14 protein-coding genes are annotated in these 18,853 nt (G+C 68.6%); 6 read left to right on the forward strand and 8 right to left on the reverse strand.

What is annotated here, in order from left to right; genetic code table 11:
• Positions 1-61: 61 nt before the first annotated feature.
• Both HXX10_RS13665 and HXX10_RS13670 read right to left on the reverse strand, forming a co-directional pair.
• Positions 62-1,717 carry a hypothetical protein gene (locus tag HXX10_RS13665; RefSeq protein ID WP_296522922.1) on the reverse strand — a complete coding sequence of 552 codons (1,656 nt, stop codon included), beginning with the start codon at positions 1,715-1,717 and terminating at the stop codon, positions 62-64.
• A gap of 201 nt (positions 1,718-1,918) precedes the next feature.
• A complete protein-coding gene (locus HXX10_RS13670; RefSeq protein ID WP_296522924.1) occupies positions 1,919-2,833 on the reverse strand; it encodes a LysR family transcriptional regulator in 915 nt (304 codons plus the stop codon).
• A 166-nt stretch (positions 2,834-2,999) separates the two neighbouring features.
• Here HXX10_RS13670 and HXX10_RS13675 point away from each other — a divergent pair, with 166 nt between their 5' ends.
• Complete coding sequence (locus HXX10_RS13675; RefSeq protein ID WP_296522926.1) at positions 3,000-4,373, forward strand: MFS transporter; 1,374 nt, start codon at positions 3,000-3,002, stop codon at positions 4,371-4,373.
• Between the two features lie 107 nt (positions 4,374-4,480).
• A complete protein-coding gene (locus HXX10_RS13680) occupies positions 4,481-5,479 on the forward strand; it encodes a dihydrodipicolinate synthase family protein (RefSeq protein ID WP_296522928.1) in 999 nt (332 codons plus the stop codon).
• Positions 5,480-5,505: 26 nt separating this feature from the next.
• Here HXX10_RS13680 and recJ read toward each other — a convergent pair whose 3' ends face one another.
• The 5 genes from recJ to HXX10_RS13705 all read right to left on the reverse strand — a co-directional run bounded on the left by recJ (position 5,506) and on the right by HXX10_RS13705 (position 11,720).
• Positions 5,506-7,311 (reverse strand): single-stranded-DNA-specific exonuclease RecJ, encoded by a 1,806-nt coding sequence (gene recJ, locus HXX10_RS13685; protein ID WP_296522930.1) that lies wholly within the window; start codon positions 7,309-7,311, stop codon positions 5,506-5,508.
• A 187-nt stretch (positions 7,312-7,498) separates the two neighbouring features.
• Positions 7,499-8,521: a class II fructose-bisphosphatase gene (gene glpX / locus HXX10_RS13690; RefSeq protein WP_296522932.1), complete on the reverse strand. Its 1,023-nt coding sequence runs from the start codon at positions 8,519-8,521 to the stop codon at positions 7,499-7,501.
• A gap of 48 nt (positions 8,522-8,569) precedes the next feature.
• Positions 8,570-9,910, reverse strand: coding sequence for a homoserine dehydrogenase (locus HXX10_RS13695; RefSeq protein ID WP_296522933.1), 1,341 nt, complete (start codon positions 9,908-9,910; stop codon positions 8,570-8,572).
• Between the two features lie 132 nt (positions 9,911-10,042).
• Complete coding sequence (locus HXX10_RS13700; RefSeq protein ID WP_296522934.1) at positions 10,043-11,260, reverse strand: LL-diaminopimelate aminotransferase; 1,218 nt, start codon at positions 11,258-11,260, stop codon at positions 10,043-10,045.
• Between the two features lie 142 nt (positions 11,261-11,402).
• On the reverse strand, positions 11,403-11,720 hold the full coding sequence (locus HXX10_RS13705) for a hypothetical protein (protein ID WP_296522936.1): 318 nt from the start codon (positions 11,718-11,720) through the stop codon (positions 11,403-11,405).
• A gap of 100 nt (positions 11,721-11,820) precedes the next feature.
• On the opposite strand from HXX10_RS13705, the gene phaC reads away from it, so the two are divergent.
• The 4 genes from phaC (at position 11,821) to HXX10_RS13725 (ending at position 17,678) form a co-directional block, all read left to right on the forward strand.
• Positions 11,821-14,088 carry a class I poly(R)-hydroxyalkanoic acid synthase gene (gene phaC / locus HXX10_RS13710; RefSeq protein ID WP_367141976.1) on the forward strand — a complete coding sequence of 756 codons (2,268 nt, stop codon included), beginning with the start codon at positions 11,821-11,823 and terminating at the stop codon, positions 14,086-14,088.
• Between the two features lie 221 nt (positions 14,089-14,309).
• Complete coding sequence (locus HXX10_RS13715) at positions 14,310-14,999, forward strand: CBS domain-containing protein (RefSeq protein WP_296522939.1); 690 nt, start codon at positions 14,310-14,312, stop codon at positions 14,997-14,999.
• 205 nt (positions 15,000-15,204) lie between these two features.
• Positions 15,205-17,487: a tetratricopeptide repeat protein gene (locus tag HXX10_RS13720; protein WP_296522942.1), complete on the forward strand. Its 2,283-nt coding sequence runs from the start codon at positions 15,205-15,207 to the stop codon at positions 17,485-17,487.
• Positions 17,488-17,489: 2 nt separating this feature from the next.
• Positions 17,490-17,678 (forward strand): AbrB/MazE/SpoVT family DNA-binding domain-containing protein, encoded by a 189-nt coding sequence (locus tag HXX10_RS13725; RefSeq protein WP_296522944.1) that lies wholly within the window; start codon positions 17,490-17,492, stop codon positions 17,676-17,678.
• A gap of 88 nt (positions 17,679-17,766) precedes the next feature.
• Here HXX10_RS13725 and argC read toward each other — a convergent pair whose 3' ends face one another.
• The gene (gene argC / locus HXX10_RS13730; RefSeq protein ID WP_296522948.1) at positions 17,767-18,825 is read right to left on the reverse strand and encodes an N-acetyl-gamma-glutamyl-phosphate reductase; all 1,059 of its coding nucleotides are present in this window, start codon (positions 18,823-18,825) and stop codon (positions 17,767-17,769) included.
• Between the last annotated feature and the right edge of the window lie 28 nt (positions 18,826-18,853).

Consider the following 18,853-nt stretch of genomic DNA (forward strand, 5'->3'; position numbering starts at 1 on the left):
CACATCCGTCGCCGGCCTTCGTGCGACACGGCTGTTCGTCCGTATCGCTCTCGCGATCCGGCTATCGCGGCGTCGGCGGCGGCATTGTCGGCGGCGGCGGCGCGGCGGCCTTGGAGCGCGCCTTGAGCTGGAGCTGCCAGACGTAATTCGCATTGCCGGTGTCGCCGAAGCTGGCATTCTTGCCGTAGATCGGCACCGGCCGGCCCTGCGCGTCCTTCAGCGGCTTTCCGTTCTCGTCCTGCTTGAAGGCGACGGCGGCGCCCGCCGAGAAGTGACAGCCGGCGCAGCTCTCGGTGCCGAACACGATGGTTCGGTCGGGCGTGATCCGCTCGGTCGGCTTGTCGGCGAAGTTGCCGGCCGGCAGGCGGTCGTCCTCCTCGAGCGGCCCGGCCGTCGTGTTGCCGGATTGGAAGTACGATTCCATCGTCGTGTTCAGGACATAGACCGGTACGACGCGACCCGGGATCTTGAAGTAGATACTCTCCGGCGCGCTGTCGGCGCCGCCGCCGAAGGCCGGGAAGCCGGGCTGCACCGGCCACTGGGCACCGATCAGCTCGTAGTAGCGGAACACCGAGTTCTGCTCGGCGAGCAGAGTGCGCACCTGGCGGTTCAGCTCCGCGGTCGCCGGCGGGACGGGAACGAGGCGGGTGAGCTGCACCGGGTTGGTGGTGGTCTTCTCGTCCCAGCTCGTGAAATTGCCCTTCGCGTCCTTCTCCGCATTAGGCTTCGGCAGCACGTTCACGGGCTTGGCGGGCTGGTCGGGATTGTTGAAGTTCGGCCGCACTCTAACGCGCGGCCCTGCGAGCGAGGCCCCGGTCTCCAGGTCGTTGCTGGTGACGTTGTCGACGTGCTCGAAGGTCGCCCACACCCAGGTCGGCGACGATCTGGTCAGCGCCGTCACATGCATGCCGACCAGGCCCATGAGCTGGCGGGAGCGCGTCTTCACCATGTTGCCCTGCGGGTCGAACGACGTGCTCACCACGGTGAACTCGCGGGTGAAGAAGCGCGACGGGATGTCGGTCGGCCCGAGCTGCTTCCAGGCGAGCTTGATGCCCATGCTGCCGTAGCGCGGCTGCGGACCCGTGACATTGGCCGGGAACTCGATGCGGCGGCCTTTCTTGGCGAACGCCACCTGGCCTTCCTGATTGTACAGCTCGTTCTCGACGATGTAGTCGAACTGCGGTCGGTTCACGTAGGACTCGTAGCGCACGAACACGCCGTTCTGATCGATCAGCGGCCCGGTGAAGGCCTGCGTGCTCGCGCTCAGCTCGTTGACCGGCTGGCGGCTCTCGTTGAGCATCTTGGAGAACCGCCACAGGAAATGCTCGGGCTGCCGCAGAACCGCGGCCGCATCCCACGCCGCCGGCCGGCCGCCGTCGGGCAGATAGATGCTGTCGTTGCCGCGCCAGCCCATCCAGACGCGCGGCGACGTCGCGTCGGCCAGCGTCTTGGTGCGATCGGGCGAGCCGTCCGGCGCGGCCGGCCAGTTGAGCGCCAGGAAAGCCTGCCAGGCGAAGATGTCGAACAGGCGTTGCGCCTCCGGCACCTCGCGGTCGCGGTCGAGCCGGCCGAGTGCGGCGACGTCGACGTCGTAGGGGAGATCTGGCGACAACGGCCGCGGGAAGTCGGCGGCGGCCGCCATGCCTCTTGTGCCGAAGGCCAGGGTGAAAGCGAGCGTGGCGAAAGCGAGCGTGGCGACCTTCAGGTCTCGGCGCATCGTGGCCCTCCAGCATTCAGCGGCCAGGATGGTGTCCGAAGCGACCGACCGCGGCAACCCTCGGCTGATCATCTTTTCGCGAGCAAGTTTTGGTCGCATGTGAGAGTCGCGCGCTTCTACCCCACGTGGTGGAGGCGCGTGCGTCCGGTCGTCAGCGCAGTTCGGTCCGATCAGCACCTGCGAGACCGAACAACGCCTCGCTCACGCCTCGGCGATGGCGGCGCGGACGAGATCGCGCAGCCAGCGGTGTCCGGAATCGCGGTCGTAACGGCGGTGCCACATCTGGACGAAGGAGAGGTCCGGCACCCGGACCGGCACGGGAATCGGGAAAGCGACGAGATCGGCGCTGTCGCGCAGGAGCCCGATCAATCGCCGCCGCGTGTGGGCGACGAGGTCGGTGCCGCGCACCAGCCCCGGAACCGCGATGTAATGCGACACCGTCGCCATCACGCGGCGGTCGAGGCCCATGGCGGCCATGATGTCGTCGATCTGGACGCCGGAATCGAGATTGGGGGCGACCGTGACGTGCGGGCACGCGAGATAGGACGTCTCGTCCATCCGGCCGCGGCGAAGTTTCGGATGATGACGATCGGCGACGCAGACGATCGTGTCGCGAAACAGCTCGCGGGAGCAGATGTCCGACGGCCGCTCCGGGAAGACGCCGACCGCGAGGTCGACCTCGTCGTCGACGATGCGCGAGCAGGTCGAGCGCGGTCCAGCCGTCGTGACCACGAGGTCGACGTTCGGCGCAGACTTGCGAAGCCGCCGGACGATCGCCGGAAGAACCTCGATGCTCATCGCATCGCTCATCGACAGGCTGAAGGTCCTGGTCGTCGTCGCCGGGTCGAACGCCACCCGCGTCGTCATGATGGAGTGCACCTCCGACAGGACCGCGCGGATCGGCTGGACGAGCTCCAGGGCCAGGTCGGTCGGCTCCATCCCGTTGGGCCCACGGGTCAGCAGCGGATCGGAGAAAGTCGCCCGCAGCCGGCGGAGCGCGTGGCTGAGCGCCGACTGGGTCACGCCGAGCTTGTCGGCGGCGCGCGTCACGTTGCGCTCCGACACCAACGCATCGAAGGCGACCAGCAGGTTCAGGTCGACGGATTTGAGGTTCACCGGACTGTCCTGGTATGAATTGAATTCATGACGGCATGACAATTACATGAATTCCTGTCCTGGCAAAGCAGGTCTAGCGTTCGACCTGGAAACGCCTTCCAAGCCTCAACGCCTACCCCCGAACGCTGCGCCTCCCCGGCCAACAAGACTGCTTCCGGAGTAGACCATGCTCACGCACGCCCCGTCCGGCGACGACCGGACTCGACTCGACGACATCGTCGCCCGCATCGAACGCCTGCCTATCTCGACCTGGCACGTCAAGGCGCGGGTCATCATCGGCACCGCCACCTTCTTCGACGCTTTCGATGCGCTGGCGATCGCCTTCGTGCTGCCGGTGCTGGCGCCCCTGTGGAAGCTCACCTCGCCCCAGATCGGCCTGATGATCTCGGTCGGCTATCTCGGCCAGCTCGTCGGCGCGCTCGCGTTCGGGTGGCTGGCGCAACGCCACGGCCGCGTGCGGACTATGATCTGGGCCGTGCTGCTGTTCGCGACCATGAGCCTCGGCTGCGCGTTCGCCTGGGACTACAACTCGCTCCTGGTGTTCCGCACCCTCCAGGGCCTCGGCCTCGGCGGCGAGGTGCCGATCGCCGCCGTCTACATCAGCGAGATCGCGCGGGCGAAGGGCCGCGGCCGCTTCGTCCTGCTTTACGAGGTCATCTTCCCGGTCGGCCTCGTCGCGTCGGGGCTTCTCGGCCGCTGGGTGGTGCCGCATCTCGGCTGGCATTACATGTTCCTGATCGGCGCGATCCCGGCGATCCTGGTCGTGTTCATGCAGCGCATCCTGCCCGAATCGCCGCGCTGGCTGGCGACGCGAGGGCGCTACGTCGAGGCTGAAAAGGCGCTGTCGTTCATCGAGCGCGAGACCGAGAAGGCCACCGGGCGGCCGCTCCCGCAGCCCGAACCGGTGGTGGAGTCGCACGACAGGCCGGCCTCCTGGGCCGATCTGTTCGGACCGCACTATCTGCGGCGGACCCTGGTGGTCTGGACGATCTGGTTCTCCGCGTACCTGATCACGTACGGACTGACGGTCTGGCTGCCGACGATCTACCGGACCGTGTTCCATCTGCCGCTCGAGGACGCGCTCCAGTACGGCCTGATCACCCAGGTGGTCGGCCTGTGCGGCACGCTCACCTGCGCGCTCAGCATCGATCGCCTCGGCCGCCGGCCGTGGTTCGCCCTCGCCTTCGCCGGCGCGGCCGCGGCGTTGTGCGCCCTCTGGCTGCTCGGCGCCGGTACCCCGACCCGCGTTCTGGTCTTCGTCAGCACGGCGTTCTTCTTCTCGTCGGTGCTGTCGATCGGCGTCTATCTCTACACGCCCGAGCTCTATCCGACCCGGACTCGCGCCATCGCGGTCAGCACCGCGACGGCGTGGCTCCGCTTCGCCTCCATGATCGGCCCCAGCATCGTCGGCGCCATGATCGGCATCGGGCTGGATGCCGTCTTCCTCGCCTTCGGCATCGTCGCCGCGATCGCGGCCGTGATCACGGCTGTCTTCGCCGTCGAGACCAAAGGCCGCGTGCTGGAGGAGATCTCGCCCTAACCGACCGCGACCCAACACCGACAGCGCCTCGTCCGGCCAGCGCTCCCTCGGCGGCCGGACCCGAGCCTCCACCCGAGACCCGACACGACCATCAGGACTTCAGACAGATGACGACCGAGAAGACCATCGGAGACCACCTCTACGTCGCCACGCTGCTCCCATACGATCAGCACATGAAGATCGACGAGGCCGCGTATCGCCGCTTCCTGCGCCACTTCCTCGACAACGAGCGCTTCGTGAAGATGGGCGGCGGCCTGTGCATCAATCCCGAGGCCGGCGAGATCTTCTATCTCACCCGCGCCGAGAAGCGCCGCGTGCTGGAGATCGCCCAGGAGGAGAACAACGGCAAGGTGCCGCTGATCGCCGGCACCTGGGCGCTGACGACCGAGGAGACCGTCGAGACCGCCAAGGACTGCAAGGCGCTCGGCGTCGACGGCATCTTCGTCACGCCGCCCGGCGGCGCCCAGGACGTGACCTCGTGCTGGGACGCCGACGGCTATCCGGAGATCTGGCTCGACCAGATCATCGCCCAGGACCGCGTCGTCGACCTGCCGATCGTCACCCATCCGGTCGGCGGCGCCAAGCCGCCCTTCTATCCCGGCCTGCCGCTCGGCGCGACGCTGCGCATCTGCCGCGAGGTGCCGAACATCGTCGGCTGGAAGATGACCTACATGTATGACGGCTTCCGGCTGATCGCGAAGGGCCTGCGCTCGCTCGACCGCCACGTCGCCATCATGGGCGCGCTGGCGTCGCGCTGGCACGAGTACAAGGCGACGGGCATGTTCGACGGCACGCTCTCGGGCTTCTGGAATTTCGCGCTCGAGCCGATGATGGACCACCTCGATGCGTGGGACCGCAACGACGTCGTGGCGGCCCGCGAGATCTGGGACGGCGGCCTCTCCGAGCTGCACGACTACGTGGCCGACATGGGCCGCCTGCACATCCGCTACAAGACCGCGACGTGGCTCACCGGCCTGATCCCGAACCCGTTCATGCGGGCCCCGATGCCGAAGCCGAACCGGGTCGAGATCGAGACGCTGCACCGCCTGCTCTCACGCACCGGCGTGCCGGTCATCGATATCGCGGACACCCGCGCGGTGGCCTGACGCGGTCGCGCAGGACGCCCGCCCTATCACCGCAGTCCGGTCGGATCCGCACCGGCGATATCGAGCACGCGGAGCTGGGCGCGCTCGACGCCCTGCCAGCGGTCGACCGCGAGGCTGCCGGCGACATGGACTCGTCGGCCGCGGCTCTCCAGGAGCGCGCGGCCGAGCGGCTGGCCGGCGACCCGGAAAGCGATCGCCTCGACGAAGGCGCCGTCGCCGCCCTTCAGCCGCAGCCGCACATGCGCCTGCCCGACCTCGTCCGCATAGGCGACGGTGTGCGACGGCAGCGCCAGCACGGGCTCGGGATTACCGGCCCCGTAAGGCCCGGCTTGCGCAAGCGTGCGGACGAGCTCGGGCGTCACGGCGGCGGCCGAGACGGCGCCGTCGATCTTCAGGGCATGGTCGCGACGCGCCACCTCGACGGCGGGCGCCAGCGCCTCTTCCAGAAACGCCCGGAAGGCGGCCAGCGCCGTCTTCTTCAGCGTGATGCCGGCCGCCATGGCGTGGCCGCCGCCCTTCTCGATCACGCCCTCGTGGACGGCACGCTTGACGGTGCGGCCGAGATCGACGCCCGGGATCGAGCGGCCCGAGCCGGTGCCGGTGTCGCCGGGCCCGAGCGCGATCGCAAAGGCGGGGCGGCCGAAGCGTTCCTTCAGGCGCGCCGCGACCAGGCCGACCACGCCGGGATGCCAGCCCGGCGCCGCGACCACCACCACGGCACCCTTCTCCTCCAGCCCGAGCGCCGCCATCGCCTCGGCCTCCGCCTCGGCGACCGCGGCCTGCTCGATCACCTGGCGCTCGCGGTTGAGCCGGTCGAGCTCGGCCGCCAGCGTCGCCGCCTCGACCGGATCGTCGAGCGTGAGCAGGCGCGCGCCGAGATCGGCCCGCCCGATCCGCCCGCCCGCGTTGATCCGCGGGCCGAGCAGAAAGCCGAGGTGCCACGCCTCGGGCGGTCCCGCCAGCCGTGACACGTCCATCAGCGCCGTGAGGCCGACGCGCTCGCGTCGCCGCATGCCCAGAAGGCCCTTGGCAACGAAGGCGCGGTTGAGGCCGATCAGCGGCACCACGTCGGCGACCGTGCCGAGCGCGACCAGATCCACATAGGCCAGCAGATCGGGCTCCGGCCGCGCCTCGGTCCAGAATCCGCGGCGGCGCAGCTCGCGGTTCAGCGCAACAAGGCTCATGAACACCAGCCCGGCGGCGCAGAGATGGCCCAGCTTGGAGAGATCGTCCTGCCGGTTCGGATTGACCAGCGCGACGGCGGGCGGCAGCGTCTCGTCGGCCATGTGGTGGTCGATCACGACGACATCGACGCCGAGCTTCTGGGCCTCGGCGAGCGGCTCGACGCTCGAGGTGCCGCAGTCGACCGCGATGATCAACGTCGTTCCGCGCGCCGCGATCGTGCGGATCGCCTCGACATTGGGGCCGTAGCCTTCGAAGATGCGGTCCGGAATGTAGATGTCGGGGTCGAGCCCGGCCTGGCGCAGCAGCAGGGTCATCAGCGCGCTCGAGGTCGCACCGTCGACGTCGTAGTCGCCGAACACGATGACGCGCTCGCCGCGCTGCACCGCATCGGCGATGCGGTGCGCCGCCGCCTCCATGGCGGTGAGCACGTGCGGGTCCGGCAGCAGCCGGCGGATGGTCGGATCGAGATGCTGCTCGACGTCGTCGGGCTCGACGCCGCGGCCGGCCAGCACGCGGGCGAGCAGCTCGGGCGTCCCGGTCCGCTGCACGATTGCGAGCGCGCGCTGGCTGGCCCGCTCGTCCAGCCGGTCGCGCCAGACGCGCCCGGTGGCCGACCTCTCGACGCCGAGGAAGGGTTCCGGGCTCATCTGAGCGCCGCGAACAAGAGCGGCACCGGCACCCGACCCGTCATCCTGAGGTGCGAGCGCAGCGAGCCTCGAAGGATGCACGGCCCCCCAAGTCGACTGACTTCGACGAGACACAAAAGACGGAGATGGCCGGGACGAGCCCGGCCATGACGACGAAGGAGAGGCGTGAGGTCGCCGATGACCGCCCTCACCCCATCTGGAATTTCTGGAAGTGGCGGTGCTCGGCGCGGATCCAGCGCACCGTGCCGGTGGTGGAGCGCATCACCACGGTCTCGGTCTCGATCAGGCCGGGGCGGAAGCGCACGCCGCGCAGGAGCGAGCCCGAGACGACGCCGGTCGCGGCGAACACGCAGTCGCCCTGAACCAGATCCTCGAGCTGATACTTCTTGCGCGGATCCCGGATGCCCATGCGCCGGGCGCGCTCGCGCTTCTCCTCGTTGTCGAGGATCAGCCGGCCCTGGAACTGGCCGCCGATGCAGCTCAACGCGGCGGCCGCCAGCACGCCCTCGGGAGCGCCGCCGATGCCGAGATAGATGTCGACGCCGGTCGTCTCGGGGTCGGCCGTGTGGATCACGCCGGCGACGTCGCCGTCCATGATGAGCTGCACCGAGGCGCCCGTGCGGCGCACCGCGGCGATCAGATCGGCATGGCGCGGCCGGTCGAGGATCAGGGCCGTGATCTCCTCGGGCTTGACGCCCTTGGCCATGGCGAGCGCCCGGATGTTCAGCTCGGGCGGCGCGTCGAGATCGACGACGCCCTTCGAGTAGCCGGGGCCGATGGCGATCTTGTCCATGTACACGTCGGGCGCGTTGAGCAGCGCGCCGCCCTCGGCCATCGCCATGGTGGCGATCGCGCCGGGCATCGCCTTGGCGCACAGCGTCGTGCCTTCCAGCGGATCGACCGCGATGTCGACCTTGGGGCCTTTGCCGTTGCCGATGTTCTCGCCGATGAAGAGCATCGGCGCCTCGTCGCGCTCGCCCTCGCCGATCACCACGGTGCCGGCGATCGGCAGCCGGTTGAGCTCGCGCCGCATCGCATCCACGGCGGCCTGGTCGGCCGCCTTCTCGTTGCCGCGTCCGCGCCACTGGGCGGCGGCGACGGCGGCCCGTTCGGTCACACGCACGATCTCGATGGAGAGCACGCGGTCGAGGGTCTCGCGCTGTCGGGTGGCGGCGATCACGTTGCGATCGCCTTTGACGACCTCGCTCATGCTCACGATACTTCCTTTCGCAGCGACCGGAACGCGAGGGCCCTCCGGTCAATTCTTTTCGATACGGATGACCTGAGGGTTACCCGCGATCACGCCCCGGTTTTTGATCTCGCGCAAGGCTTTGCGAACGGCATCCTCGGTCGTCGCATAGGTGATGAGGATGACGGGCGCCGGCGACTGGGCGCCGTCCGGATCGGAGCCGCCGTGCGGGGCACCGTTGCGGCGGCGCTGGACGATGGATTCCAGCGAAATCTGCTCGTCGGCGAGGTGGCGCGCGATGGTGGCGAAGGTGCCGGGCCGGTCGACCGCCTGCAGGCGAATGTAATAGCCGCCCTCGTGCCGCTGCATGGGTGCACGGCGGCTGCCGGCGAGTTGCGCGACGGACCGTCCGAACGGCATGGCGCGAACGCCACGGGCGATATCGGCGAGGTCGGTGACGACCGCCGAGGCGGTCGCGGCGCCGCCGGCGCCCGGTCCCACCAGGGTGATGGGCGGAAAGCCGGCGCCGTCCAGCGACACCGCATTGGTGACGCCCATCACCCGGGCGATCGGCGAATCGAGTGGCACCATGGTGGGGTGAACCCGCTGCTCGATGCCCTGCTCGGTGCGGACCGCCACGCCGAGCAGCTTGATGCGGTAGCCGAGCTCGGCCGCCGCCTCGAGGTCCTCCGGGGCGAGCGAGGAGATGCCCTCGACATAGACGGCGTCAGGATCGACCTGCACGCCGAAGGCGAGGCTGGCCAGGATGGCGAGCTTCTGGGCGGTGTCGAATCCCTCGACGTCGAAGGTCGGGTCGGCCTCGGCGTATCCGAGCTTTTGAGCCTCGCGAAGACAGTCGGCGAAGGAGAGCTTCTCCCCCTCCATGCGGGAGAGAATGTAGTTGCAGGTGCCGTTGAGGATGCCGTAGACGCGCTCGAAGGTGTTGCCGGCGAAGCCTTCGCGCAGCGTCTTCACCACCGGAATCGCGCCGGCGACGGCGGCCTCGAAATTGAGCGCGCACCCGCTCCGCTCGGCGAGCGCCGCGAGCGCCACCCCGTGGCGGGCGAGCAGCGCCTTGTTGGCGGTGACGACGGACTTGCCGGCGCCGAGCGCCGCCTCGATGGCGGACTTGGCGGGATCACCCTCCCCGCCCATCAGCTCGACGAAGGCGTCGATCTCGGGGTCGGTCGCGAGGGCGGCCGGGCTGCTCACGAAGCGCACCGGCCGAATGCCGAGGGCGTCCATCTCGCTTTTCGCGCGCGCCGTCACGGCCACCAGCTCGATCGGCCGGCCGCAGCGCACCGCCAGGGTGTTCGCGAGGGCGTTGGAGTCCTGCTGCTGGAGCAGGCGTGCGACCGCCCCGCCGACAGTGCCAAGTCCGGCAAGGCCTACTTTGAGTGGCGCAACCATTGTCGAGAAGACCTCACGGTGGGTTCCGAAGTAACGTCAAGCAGAGACGGATTTCGGTTCGATGAAGGATCCCACCGAAAACACGTCGGAACCCTGCCGCGGCGGAGGACGATGGCCCGGCAGGGGTCCGTTTCAGCGCGACTGCGCCAGCGGAACGACGTTGTGCAACTTTTCAGGCCCGGTTTCAAGAAAGCGGCGCAAGTTGCGGGCAGCCTGACGGATCCGCTGCTCGTTTTCCACCAGGGCGATGCGCACATAGCCGTCGCCGTGCTCGCCGAAGCCGAGGCCGGGCGCCACCGCCACCTCGGCCTTCTCGACCAGCATGGTGGCGAAGTCGATCGACCCCAGCGTGTCGAACGGCTTCGGGATCGGGCACCAGGCGAACATCGAGGCACGCGGCGGCGGGATCTCCCAGCCGGCCCGGCCGAAGCTCTCGACCAGCACGTCGCGGCGGCGCTTGTAGGTCTCCCGCATCTCGCGGATGCAGTCCTCCGGCCCGTTGAGGGCGGCCGTGGCGGCCACCTGCACGGGCGTGAAGGCGCCGTAGTCGAGATAGGACTTCACCCGCGCCAGCGCCGCGATGATGCGCTCGTTGCCGACCGCGAAGCCCATGCGCCAGCCCGGCATCGAGAAGGTCTTGGACATCGAGGTGAACTCCACCGCGATGTCGTTGGCGCCCGGCACCTGCAGGATCGAGGGCGGCGGGTTGTCGTCGAAATAGACCTCGGCATAGGCGAGGTCGGACAGCACGATGAGGTCGTGCTTCTTCGCAAAGGCGACGACGTCCTTGTAGAAGTCGAGGTCGGCCACCGCCGCGGTCGGGTTGGACGGGTAGCAGACCACCAGTGCGGTCGGCTTCGGGATCGAGTGCATGACGGCGCGCTCGAGCGCGTGGAACAGCTCCGGGCCCGGCTCGCACGGCACCGAGCGGATGACCCCGCCAGCCATCAGGAAGCCGAAGGCATGGATCGGGTAGCTCGGATTGGGCACCAGGACGACGTCGCCGGGCGCCGTGATGGCCTGCGCCACATTGGCGAAGCCCTCCTTGGAGCCGAGGGTCGCCACCACCTGGGTGTCGGGGTTGAGCTTCACCGAGAAGCGCCGGCCGTAATAGGCGGCCTGCGCCCGGCGCAGCCCGGCGATGCCCTTTGAGGCCGAGTAGCGGTCGGTGCGGAACTTGCCCGCCGTCTCCTTGAGCTTCTCGACCACATGGGCCGGTGCCGGCAGGTCGGGATTACCCATGCCGAGATCGATGATGTCGGCGCCGGCGTTGCGGGCCGCGGCCTTGGCGCGATTCACCTGCTCGAAGACGTAGGGCGGGAGTCGGCGGATCCGGTGAAATTCTTCCATGATGTCAAAAGCTCCGCTGCGAGATCGGTCCCTGACCGGCTCGTGCGGGGCGTTTTAACACGACGATGGCCGGATCAGTAAAGATTGGCGCCGGGTTCGGATCGGGGGGTCCGGTCGGCGCGCTTGGCGCTGCGCGCTCGGGTCAGCGCTCCTGCGTCTGGGCGGCGGACCCGGCGCGCTTGGCGGCGGTGGCGCGGGCCGCGTCGAGGTCGGCCTGAACCTTCTTGCGCTCGGCTTCGCTCATCGGGGTGGCCTCGGTGCGGGCACGCGGGAAGTCGTTGACGGCCGGATAGTCCGGCTGGACGGCCGGCCGCTCGGGCGCCGCCGGCGACAGTCCGCCGACCTGCTGGGGCATCTCCGACAGCACGGAGGAGCATGCCGACAACGCGGCCGCGGCGCCGAGCAACAGCACCACCACCGACCACCGATCGCGCCGACGCCCGGGGATGGTTCTAGACATCGCGCCTGGTGACCAACATCTTTACGCGTGGACGAATTGAAAAGCTGGGCTGACGGTTGCGGTACCGGCATAATATGTCCAAACCAAGGAGCGCCACCCGATGGACACCGCGCAGGACACCCCTGTGACGCCCGATTCCGCAGCCCCGCACGACCTCGCCCCGCCGCTGCCCCGGCACGAGGAGAGCGGCGCGCCGCAGCACGAGGAAAACGGCGGGGCCACCATGCCGGCCGACGACGGCCTGCCGACGCTGACCTACACCCCGCCGGAAGCCGACACCTGCCAACCGGCCGTCGAGGGCGCGCCCATGGCCGAGCCGGCCCCTGCCCCGCATCTCGACGGCAACGGGTTCGGCGGCGAGGCGATGGCGGCGCCCGCTCCGGCGGTCGAGCCGGCGCCGGCGCCCGTGCAGGCGGCCGTGCAGGCGGCCGCTCCGACGCCACCGCCACCCGTGGTCGAATCGAGGCCCGAAACGCCGAAGCCTGAGACGCCGAAGGCCGAGACGCCGAAGCAGGAGGCCAAGCCGGCCCCGAAGGTCGAAAAACCCGCCAAGCCGGCCAAGCCCGCCGCCGACGCGCGGCAGGAGCCGCCGCATGTCGACATCGAAAAGCTCGCCACCAATGTGGCGCGCATGATGGAACAGGGCGGCCGGGCGATCGCGGCGTTCATGAAGCCGCGCGAGGAGGGCAAGATCCACGACGAGCCGCCGCAGCAGGTGGTCGACATCGTGACGACCTTCGGCAAGGTGATGGAGTACTGGATGCGCGACGCCACGCGCACCATCGAGCTGCAGACCAGCATCGGCCACGCCTATCTGGACCTGTGGGCCAACACGATGCGGCGGATGGCCGGCGAGACCCATCCGCCGATCGCCACGCCCGACCCGCGCGACCGCCGCTTCTCCGACCCCGAATGGTCGAGCAACACCTATTTCGACTTCCTCAAGCAGGCCTATCTGGTCACCAGCCGGCTGGCCAACCACATGGTCGAGGATGCCGAGGGGCTCGATCCGGTGACGCGGCGCAAGGCCGACTTCTACATGAAGCAGATGATCAACGCGATCGCGCCGTCCAATTTCGTCTTCACCAATCCCGAGCTCCTGCGCCTGACGCTCAAGTCCAATGCCGACAACCTGGTGCGCGGCATGACCATGCTGGCCGAGGACATCGAGGCCGGCCACGGCGAGCTGAAGATCCGCCAGTCGGACAACTCGCAGTTCGAGGTCGGCCGCAATCTCGCGGTGACGCCCGGCAAGGTGGTCTACCAGAACGAGCTGATGCAGCTCATCCAGTACACGCCGACCACGCCGAGCGTGCTGAAGACGCCGCTGCTGATGGTGCCGCCCTGGATCAACAAGTACTACATCCTCGACCTCAACGCCGAGAAATCGTTCATCAAGTTCTGCGTCGACAACGGCGTGACGGTGTTCATCATCAGTTGGGTGAACCCGGACGAGCACCTCGGCGCCAAGACCTTCGCCGACTACATGCGCCAGGGTCCGCTCGAGGCGCTCGACATCGTGCTGAAGATCACGGGCGAGCCCTCCACCCACACGCTCGGCTATTGCGTCGGCGGCACCATGCTGTCGGTGACGATGGCGTATCTGTCGGCGACCAGCACGGCCGAGCGGATCCGGTCGGCCACCATGTTCACGGCCCAGGTCGACTTCGAGAAGGGCGGCGACCTCAAGCTGTTCACCTCCGACGAGGGACAGATCGAGGCGATCGAGCGGCGGATGGCGGAGATCGGCTATCTCGAGGGCGAGAAGATGGCCATGATCTTCAACTTCATGCGTTCCAACGACCTGGTCTGGCCCTACATCATCTCGAACTATCTCAAGGGCGAGCAGCCGTTCCCGTTCGATCTCCTGTACTGGAACTCCGACTCGACCCGGATGCCGGCCGCCAACCACTCCTACTACCTGCGCAACTGCTACCTCGAGAACAATCTCAGCCAGGGCAAGATGGAGATCGACGGGATCTTCCTCGACCTGAAGAAGATCCAGGTGCCGATCTACACGGTGGCGACCCGCGAGGACCACATCGCCCCGGCCGAGTCGGTCTATATCGGCGCCTCCATGTTCGGCGGCCCGGTCGAGTTCGTGTGCGCCGGGTCCGGCCACATCGCCGGCATCATCAACCCGCCGGCGGGCAAGAAGTACCAGTACTGGACCGGAGCGCGGCCGGAGGGCGAGAACGTCGAGGCCTGGATCAAGCGGTCGACCGAGCATCCCGGCTCGTGGTGGCCGAACTGGCTGGACTGGATCCGGCATTTCGATCCGACCGAGGTGCCGGCCCGGGTACCGGGCACGGCCGACTTCCCGGCCATCGAGGACGCGCCGGGGAGCTACGTGAAGGTGCGGTCCTGACCCGCACGGCCGGCTCCTCCGTGCCGGCCGGCTCTCGCAGGGGCTGAACAGGCCCCCCGCCCTGTGCTGCGCCGCGTCAGAATTGCGCAGCGCAGACTTGCGCCGCGTCAATGTCGGCCGCCGTTTCGGGCCGAGACTTATGCAATCGACGGTTCTGCTCTCCGGCTCCCGCCCACCCGGCGAGGTCGGACAAGAAGCCTCCGATAACCAGGAGTCCCGTCATGAATGCCTCCGACATCATGGCCACCAACGTCATCACGGTGACGCCCGAGTCCACCGTGCAGGACGTGGCCGAGCTGCTGCTGAAGCACCGCATCAGCGCCGTCCCGGTGGTCGACCCCGCCGGCCGTCTGATCGGCATCGTCAGCGAGGGCGATCTCCTGCGACGCGCCGAAGCGGGCACCGGGCACGAGCGCTCGTGGTGGCTCAAGCTGCTGATGGGCCGCGAGGTGCTCGCAGCCGAATACGTCAAGGAGCATGCCCGCAAGGTCGCCGACGTGATGACCCGCGACCTCATCACGGCGAGCCCCGACACGCCGGTCGCCGAGATCGCGACCCTTTTGGAGCGCAACCGCATCAAGCGGGTGCCGATCGTCCAGGCCGGCAAGCTCGTCGGCATCGTCAGCCGCGCCAACCTGCTGCATGCGCTGGCGACGCAGCGCCGGCAGGCCCCGTCGAGCCCGGTCGCCGACGCCGACCTGCGCAAGCGGATCATGGACAGCCTCGAGTCCGAACCGTGGCTCGCCACCAGCCTGATCAACGTCACGGTGACGGACGGCATCGTCGACACCTGGGGCATCGTCGACACGGCGGCCGAGCGGCAGGCCCTGCGGGTGGCCATCGAGGCGACGCCCGGCGTCAAGGCCGTGAACGACAATCTGGTGATTCGCCCGGTAGTCGCCGGCGTGTGAGTCCGGCCGGCGGCGGGCGGACGGCGCCGGACGGCCAAGCCGCTCCCCCGCCCGCCCGTGCGGTGCGGTGCGGCAATCGAGCCGGTGAACCGCTCCGCTGCTCCGCGGCACCAACCCGCGTGAGCCGTCGGGCCGGCGAGGCCTTTCGGCCGCCGGCGTAGATCTCTATAATCCCCGCCGATCGCAGAATCCGACGGGTGATCCGATGTCCAAGCTGGTCGCCGTGCTCGCTTCGACCCTCCTGGCCGCGCTGCTGGCTGCCATGCCGGCCGGTCCGGCCGACGCCGCCAAGAGCCGCGAGTGGAAGAACTGCGAGAACAACGACCCGGACATCAGCCTCATCGGTTGCAGCGAGGTGCTCGCCAAGGGCAGCCGCGAGACCGTCAAGAACCGCTCGATCGCCCACTACAATCGCGGCAACGCCCATTTCAACAAGCGCGACTGGGATGCCGCCATCCTCGACTACGACGAGGCGATAAGGCTCGACCCGCGCTACACCTCGGCCTACAACAACCGCGGCAATGCGTGGCGCAACAAGCGCGAATACGACCGCGCGCTGCGCGATTACGACGAGACGATCTGGCTCGATCCCAAGCACGCGCTCGCCTACAACAACCGCGGCAATGTCTACGATGACAAGGGCGAGTACGATCGCGCCATCCGCGACTACGACGAAGCGATCCGCCTCAATCCGCGCTACGCGGCCGCCTACAACAATCGCGGCGTCACCTGGCGCAACAAGCGCGACTACGACCGCGCCATCCGCGATTACGACGAGGCGATCCGGATCGATCCGAACTATGCGCTCGCCTACAACAACCGCGGGCTCGTCTACCGGACCAAGGGCGAGTACGATCGCGCCATCCGCGACTACGACGAGGCCATCCGGATCTCGCCGCGCTATGCGCAGGCCTACAACAACCGCGGCTATGCGCTCGACGACAAGGGCGAGTACGACCGCGCCATCCGCGACTACGACGAGGCGATCCGGCTCGATCCGGACTACACGGTCGCCTATCACAATCGCGGCTACACCTACGCCAACAAGGGCGACTATGGCCGCGCCATCCTCGATTACGACGAGGCGATCCGACGCGATCCTCGCTACGTGATCGCCTACAACAATCGTGGCGTCGCGCACCGCAACCGCAACGAGGACGACCTCGCGCTGCGCGACTACGACGAGGCGATCCGGCTCAATCCGAAATACGCCCTGCCCCACAACAACCGGGGCATCATCCTGCGCAACCGCGGCGACTTCGACGGCGCCATCCGGGCCTATGACGAGGCCGTCCGCATCGATCCGAGCTATGTCGCGGCCTTCAACAATCGCGGCTATGCCTATTCCGGCAAGAGCGCCTGGGCGCAGGCGATCCGCGACTACGGCGAGGCGATCCGCCTCGACCCGCGCTACACCCGCGCGATGGTCAACCGCGGCAACGCCTATCTGCAGACCGGCGAGGCCGATGCGGCGATCCGCGACTTCAGCGAGGTGATCCGCCTCGCGCCGACATCGACAGCCTCCTATGCGGGGCGCGGAACGGCCTATGAGAAGCTCGGCGACTACGCCCGGGCGAAGGCCGATTACGACGCCGTCATCGCCCGCGCCTCGTCGGCCAGCGCCGAGGATTTGAAGACGGCACGCGAGCGCAGCGCGGCACTCGCCTCCGGCGCACCGGCCTCGGCGAGCCCCCCGCCGGCGCCGCCCAGCCAGGTCGCCGTCGCACCGCCGCCGCGGCCACAGCCGGCCCCCGCGCCCGCTCCTGTGGCCCCGGTCGAGCTCGGCTCGCGGGTGGCGCTGGTGATCGGCAACGGCGCCTATGTCAACGCGACGACGCTGCCCAATCCGGCCAACGACGCCCGCGACGTCGCCGCGGCGCTGCGCGACCTCGGCTTCAAGGTGATCGAGGGCTACGACCTCGACAACATGACGATCCGCCGCAAGATCGCCGATTTCGGCGTCGCCATCGGAGGCGCCAAGGTGGCGCTGCTGTTCTACGCCGGCCACGGGCTGCAGGTCGCCGGCAAGAACTACATCGTGCCGATCGACGCCAAGCTCGAGCGGCCCTCCTCGCTCGGCGTCGAGACCATCGAGGTCGGCACCATCCTGGCCGACATGGAATCGGAGCGCCGCACCAATCTGGTGTTCCTCGACGCCTGCCGCGACAACCCGTTGTCGCGCAGCCTCGCCCAGTCCTTCGGGGCGTCGCGCTCCAGCATGGTCAGCCGCGGCCTCGCCCAGATCGACGCCGGCATCGGCACGCTGATCGCCTATGCGACCAGCCCCGACAAGGTCGCGCTCGACGGCACCGGTCGCAACAGCCCGTTCACGGCGGCGCTCTTACGCCACATCAAGACGCCGTCGCTCGAGGTCGGCTCCATGCTCAAGCGCGTGCGCGCCGACGTGGTGCGCACCACCAACGAGCAGCAGGTGCCGTGGGACCACTCCTCGCTGATCGGCGAATTCTACTTCAAGCCGGGCGGGTGAAAATGGGCACTCGTGAGACCGACCGGAACGGAACCGACAAGCTCCCCGACCGCGACGACGCGTTTGCGGAGGCGAAGCCCGCCGGATCGATTTCCGATGTGTTCGGGCTCCTGAAAAGGAAAGGCGGCCCGGTTCTGACGACTGAGGAGATCAACGGCATCGCGGCGAAGGGGTGGGCCGGCGAGCTCTGAGGACGGCCACGTCGGTGGCCACATGGTTCGAGATGCGCTCCAGCCGAGCGCTGCTCACCACGAGGGCAGATTCGGCGCAGTGCTCTCCTCACGGGAACAGCGCGACCTGCTCCAGGCCCATGGCCTCGGGGAAGCCGAGCATCAGGTTCATGTTCTGCACGGCTTGGCCCGAGGCGCCCTTGACCAGGTTGTCGAGCGCAGCCCCGATGATGGCGCGGCCCGGCACGCGGTCCTTGGCGACCCCGATGAAGGTCATGTTGGAGCCGCGCACATGGCGCGTCTGCGGCATCTCGCCGAACGGCAGCACATGGACGAAGGGCTCGTCCGCATAGGCGTCGACCAGGATGGCGTAGAGCTCCTCCGGCCCCCGCCCCTCGGTGCCGCGCACATAGATGGTCGAGAGGATGCCGCGGTTCATCGGCACCAGGTGCGGCGTGAAGGTGGGGACGACCTCGCGCCCCGCCGCCTTGGAAAACTCCTGGTCGAGCTCGGCCATGTGCCGGTGATGCCCCACCCCGTAGGCGTGGAAGCCTTCCGACACCTCAGAGAACAGCATCGCCTCCTTGGCAGCCCGGCCGGCGCCGGTCATGCCCGACTTGGCGTCGATGACGATCTCGTCGAGATCGATCGCCTTGGCGCGGATCAGCGGCAGCAGCGGCAGTTGCCCGCAGGTGGTGTAGCAGCCCGGATTGGCCACCAGCCGCGCGCCCTTGATCGCCTCCCGATAGACCTCGACCAGGCCGTAGACGGCCTCGCGCTGCAGCGCCTCGGCCCGGTGGGCATGGCCGTACCAGCGCGCATAGGCGTCGGAATCGAACAGCCGGAAGTCGGCCGAGAGGTCGACCACTTTTATGGCCGGCGCCTTGGTCAGCAGGTTTTCGATCACGATCTGGGTGGTGCCGTGCGGCAGCGCGCAGAAGACCAGGTCGACGCCGGTGCTCGGCCAGTCGAGATCGTCGATCGAGACGAGCCGCGGCAGCGCATAGGGCGAGAACTGCGGAAACACGTCCCGCATCGCCTGCCCGGCCCGCCGGTCGGCGGTCAGCAGCCCGACGTCGACGCGCGGATGGCGCAGCAGCAGCCGCAGCAGCTCCGAGCCGGTGTAGCCCGAGGCGCCGAGAATGCCGATAGTCGCCCTGTCCGCCATGACGTGTCCTTCCCGATCGAAGATCGCG

Origin of the sequence: Rhodoplanes sp., from assembly GCF_013377085.1 — a bacterium.
Lineage (GTDB): Bacteria > Pseudomonadota > Alphaproteobacteria > Rhizobiales > Xanthobacteraceae > Rhodoplanes.

Coding starts and splice junctions, on each gene's coding strand:
- HXX10_RS13665 (WP_296522922.1), bottom strand. CDS start 1,717: ATGCGCCGAGACCTGAAGGTCGCCACGCTCGCTTTCGCCACGCTCGCT.
- HXX10_RS13675 (WP_296522926.1), top strand. CDS start 3,000: ATGCTCACGCACGCCCCGTCCGGCGACGACCGGACTCGACTCGACGAC.
- HXX10_RS13680 (WP_296522928.1), top strand. CDS start 4,481: ATGACGACCGAGAAGACCATCGGAGACCACCTCTACGTCGCCACGCTG.
- recJ (WP_296522930.1), bottom strand. CDS start 7,311: ATGAGCCCGGAACCCTTCCTCGGCGTCGAGAGGTCGGCCACCGGGCGC.
- glpX (WP_296522932.1), bottom strand. CDS start 8,521: ATGAGCGAGGTCGTCAAAGGCGATCGCAACGTGATCGCCGCCACCCGA.
- HXX10_RS13695 (WP_296522933.1), bottom strand. CDS start 9,910: ATGGTTGCGCCACTCAAAGTAGGCCTTGCCGGACTTGGCACTGTCGGC.
- HXX10_RS13700 (WP_296522934.1), bottom strand. CDS start 11,260: ATGGAAGAATTTCACCGGATCCGCCGACTCCCGCCCTACGTCTTCGAG.
- HXX10_RS13705 (WP_296522936.1), bottom strand. CDS start 11,720: ATGTCTAGAACCATCCCCGGGCGTCGGCGCGATCGGTGGTCGGTGGTG.
- phaC (WP_367141976.1), top strand. CDS start 11,821: ATGGACACCGCGCAGGACACCCCTGTGACGCCCGATTCCGCAGCCCCG.
- HXX10_RS13715 (WP_296522939.1), top strand. CDS start 14,310: ATGAATGCCTCCGACATCATGGCCACCAACGTCATCACGGTGACGCCC.
- HXX10_RS13720 (WP_296522942.1), top strand. CDS start 15,205: ATGTCCAAGCTGGTCGCCGTGCTCGCTTCGACCCTCCTGGCCGCGCTG.
- HXX10_RS13725 (WP_296522944.1), top strand. CDS start 17,490: ATGGGCACTCGTGAGACCGACCGGAACGGAACCGACAAGCTCCCCGAC.
- argC (WP_296522948.1), bottom strand. CDS start 18,825: ATGGCGGACAGGGCGACTATCGGCATTCTCGGCGCCTCGGGCTACACC.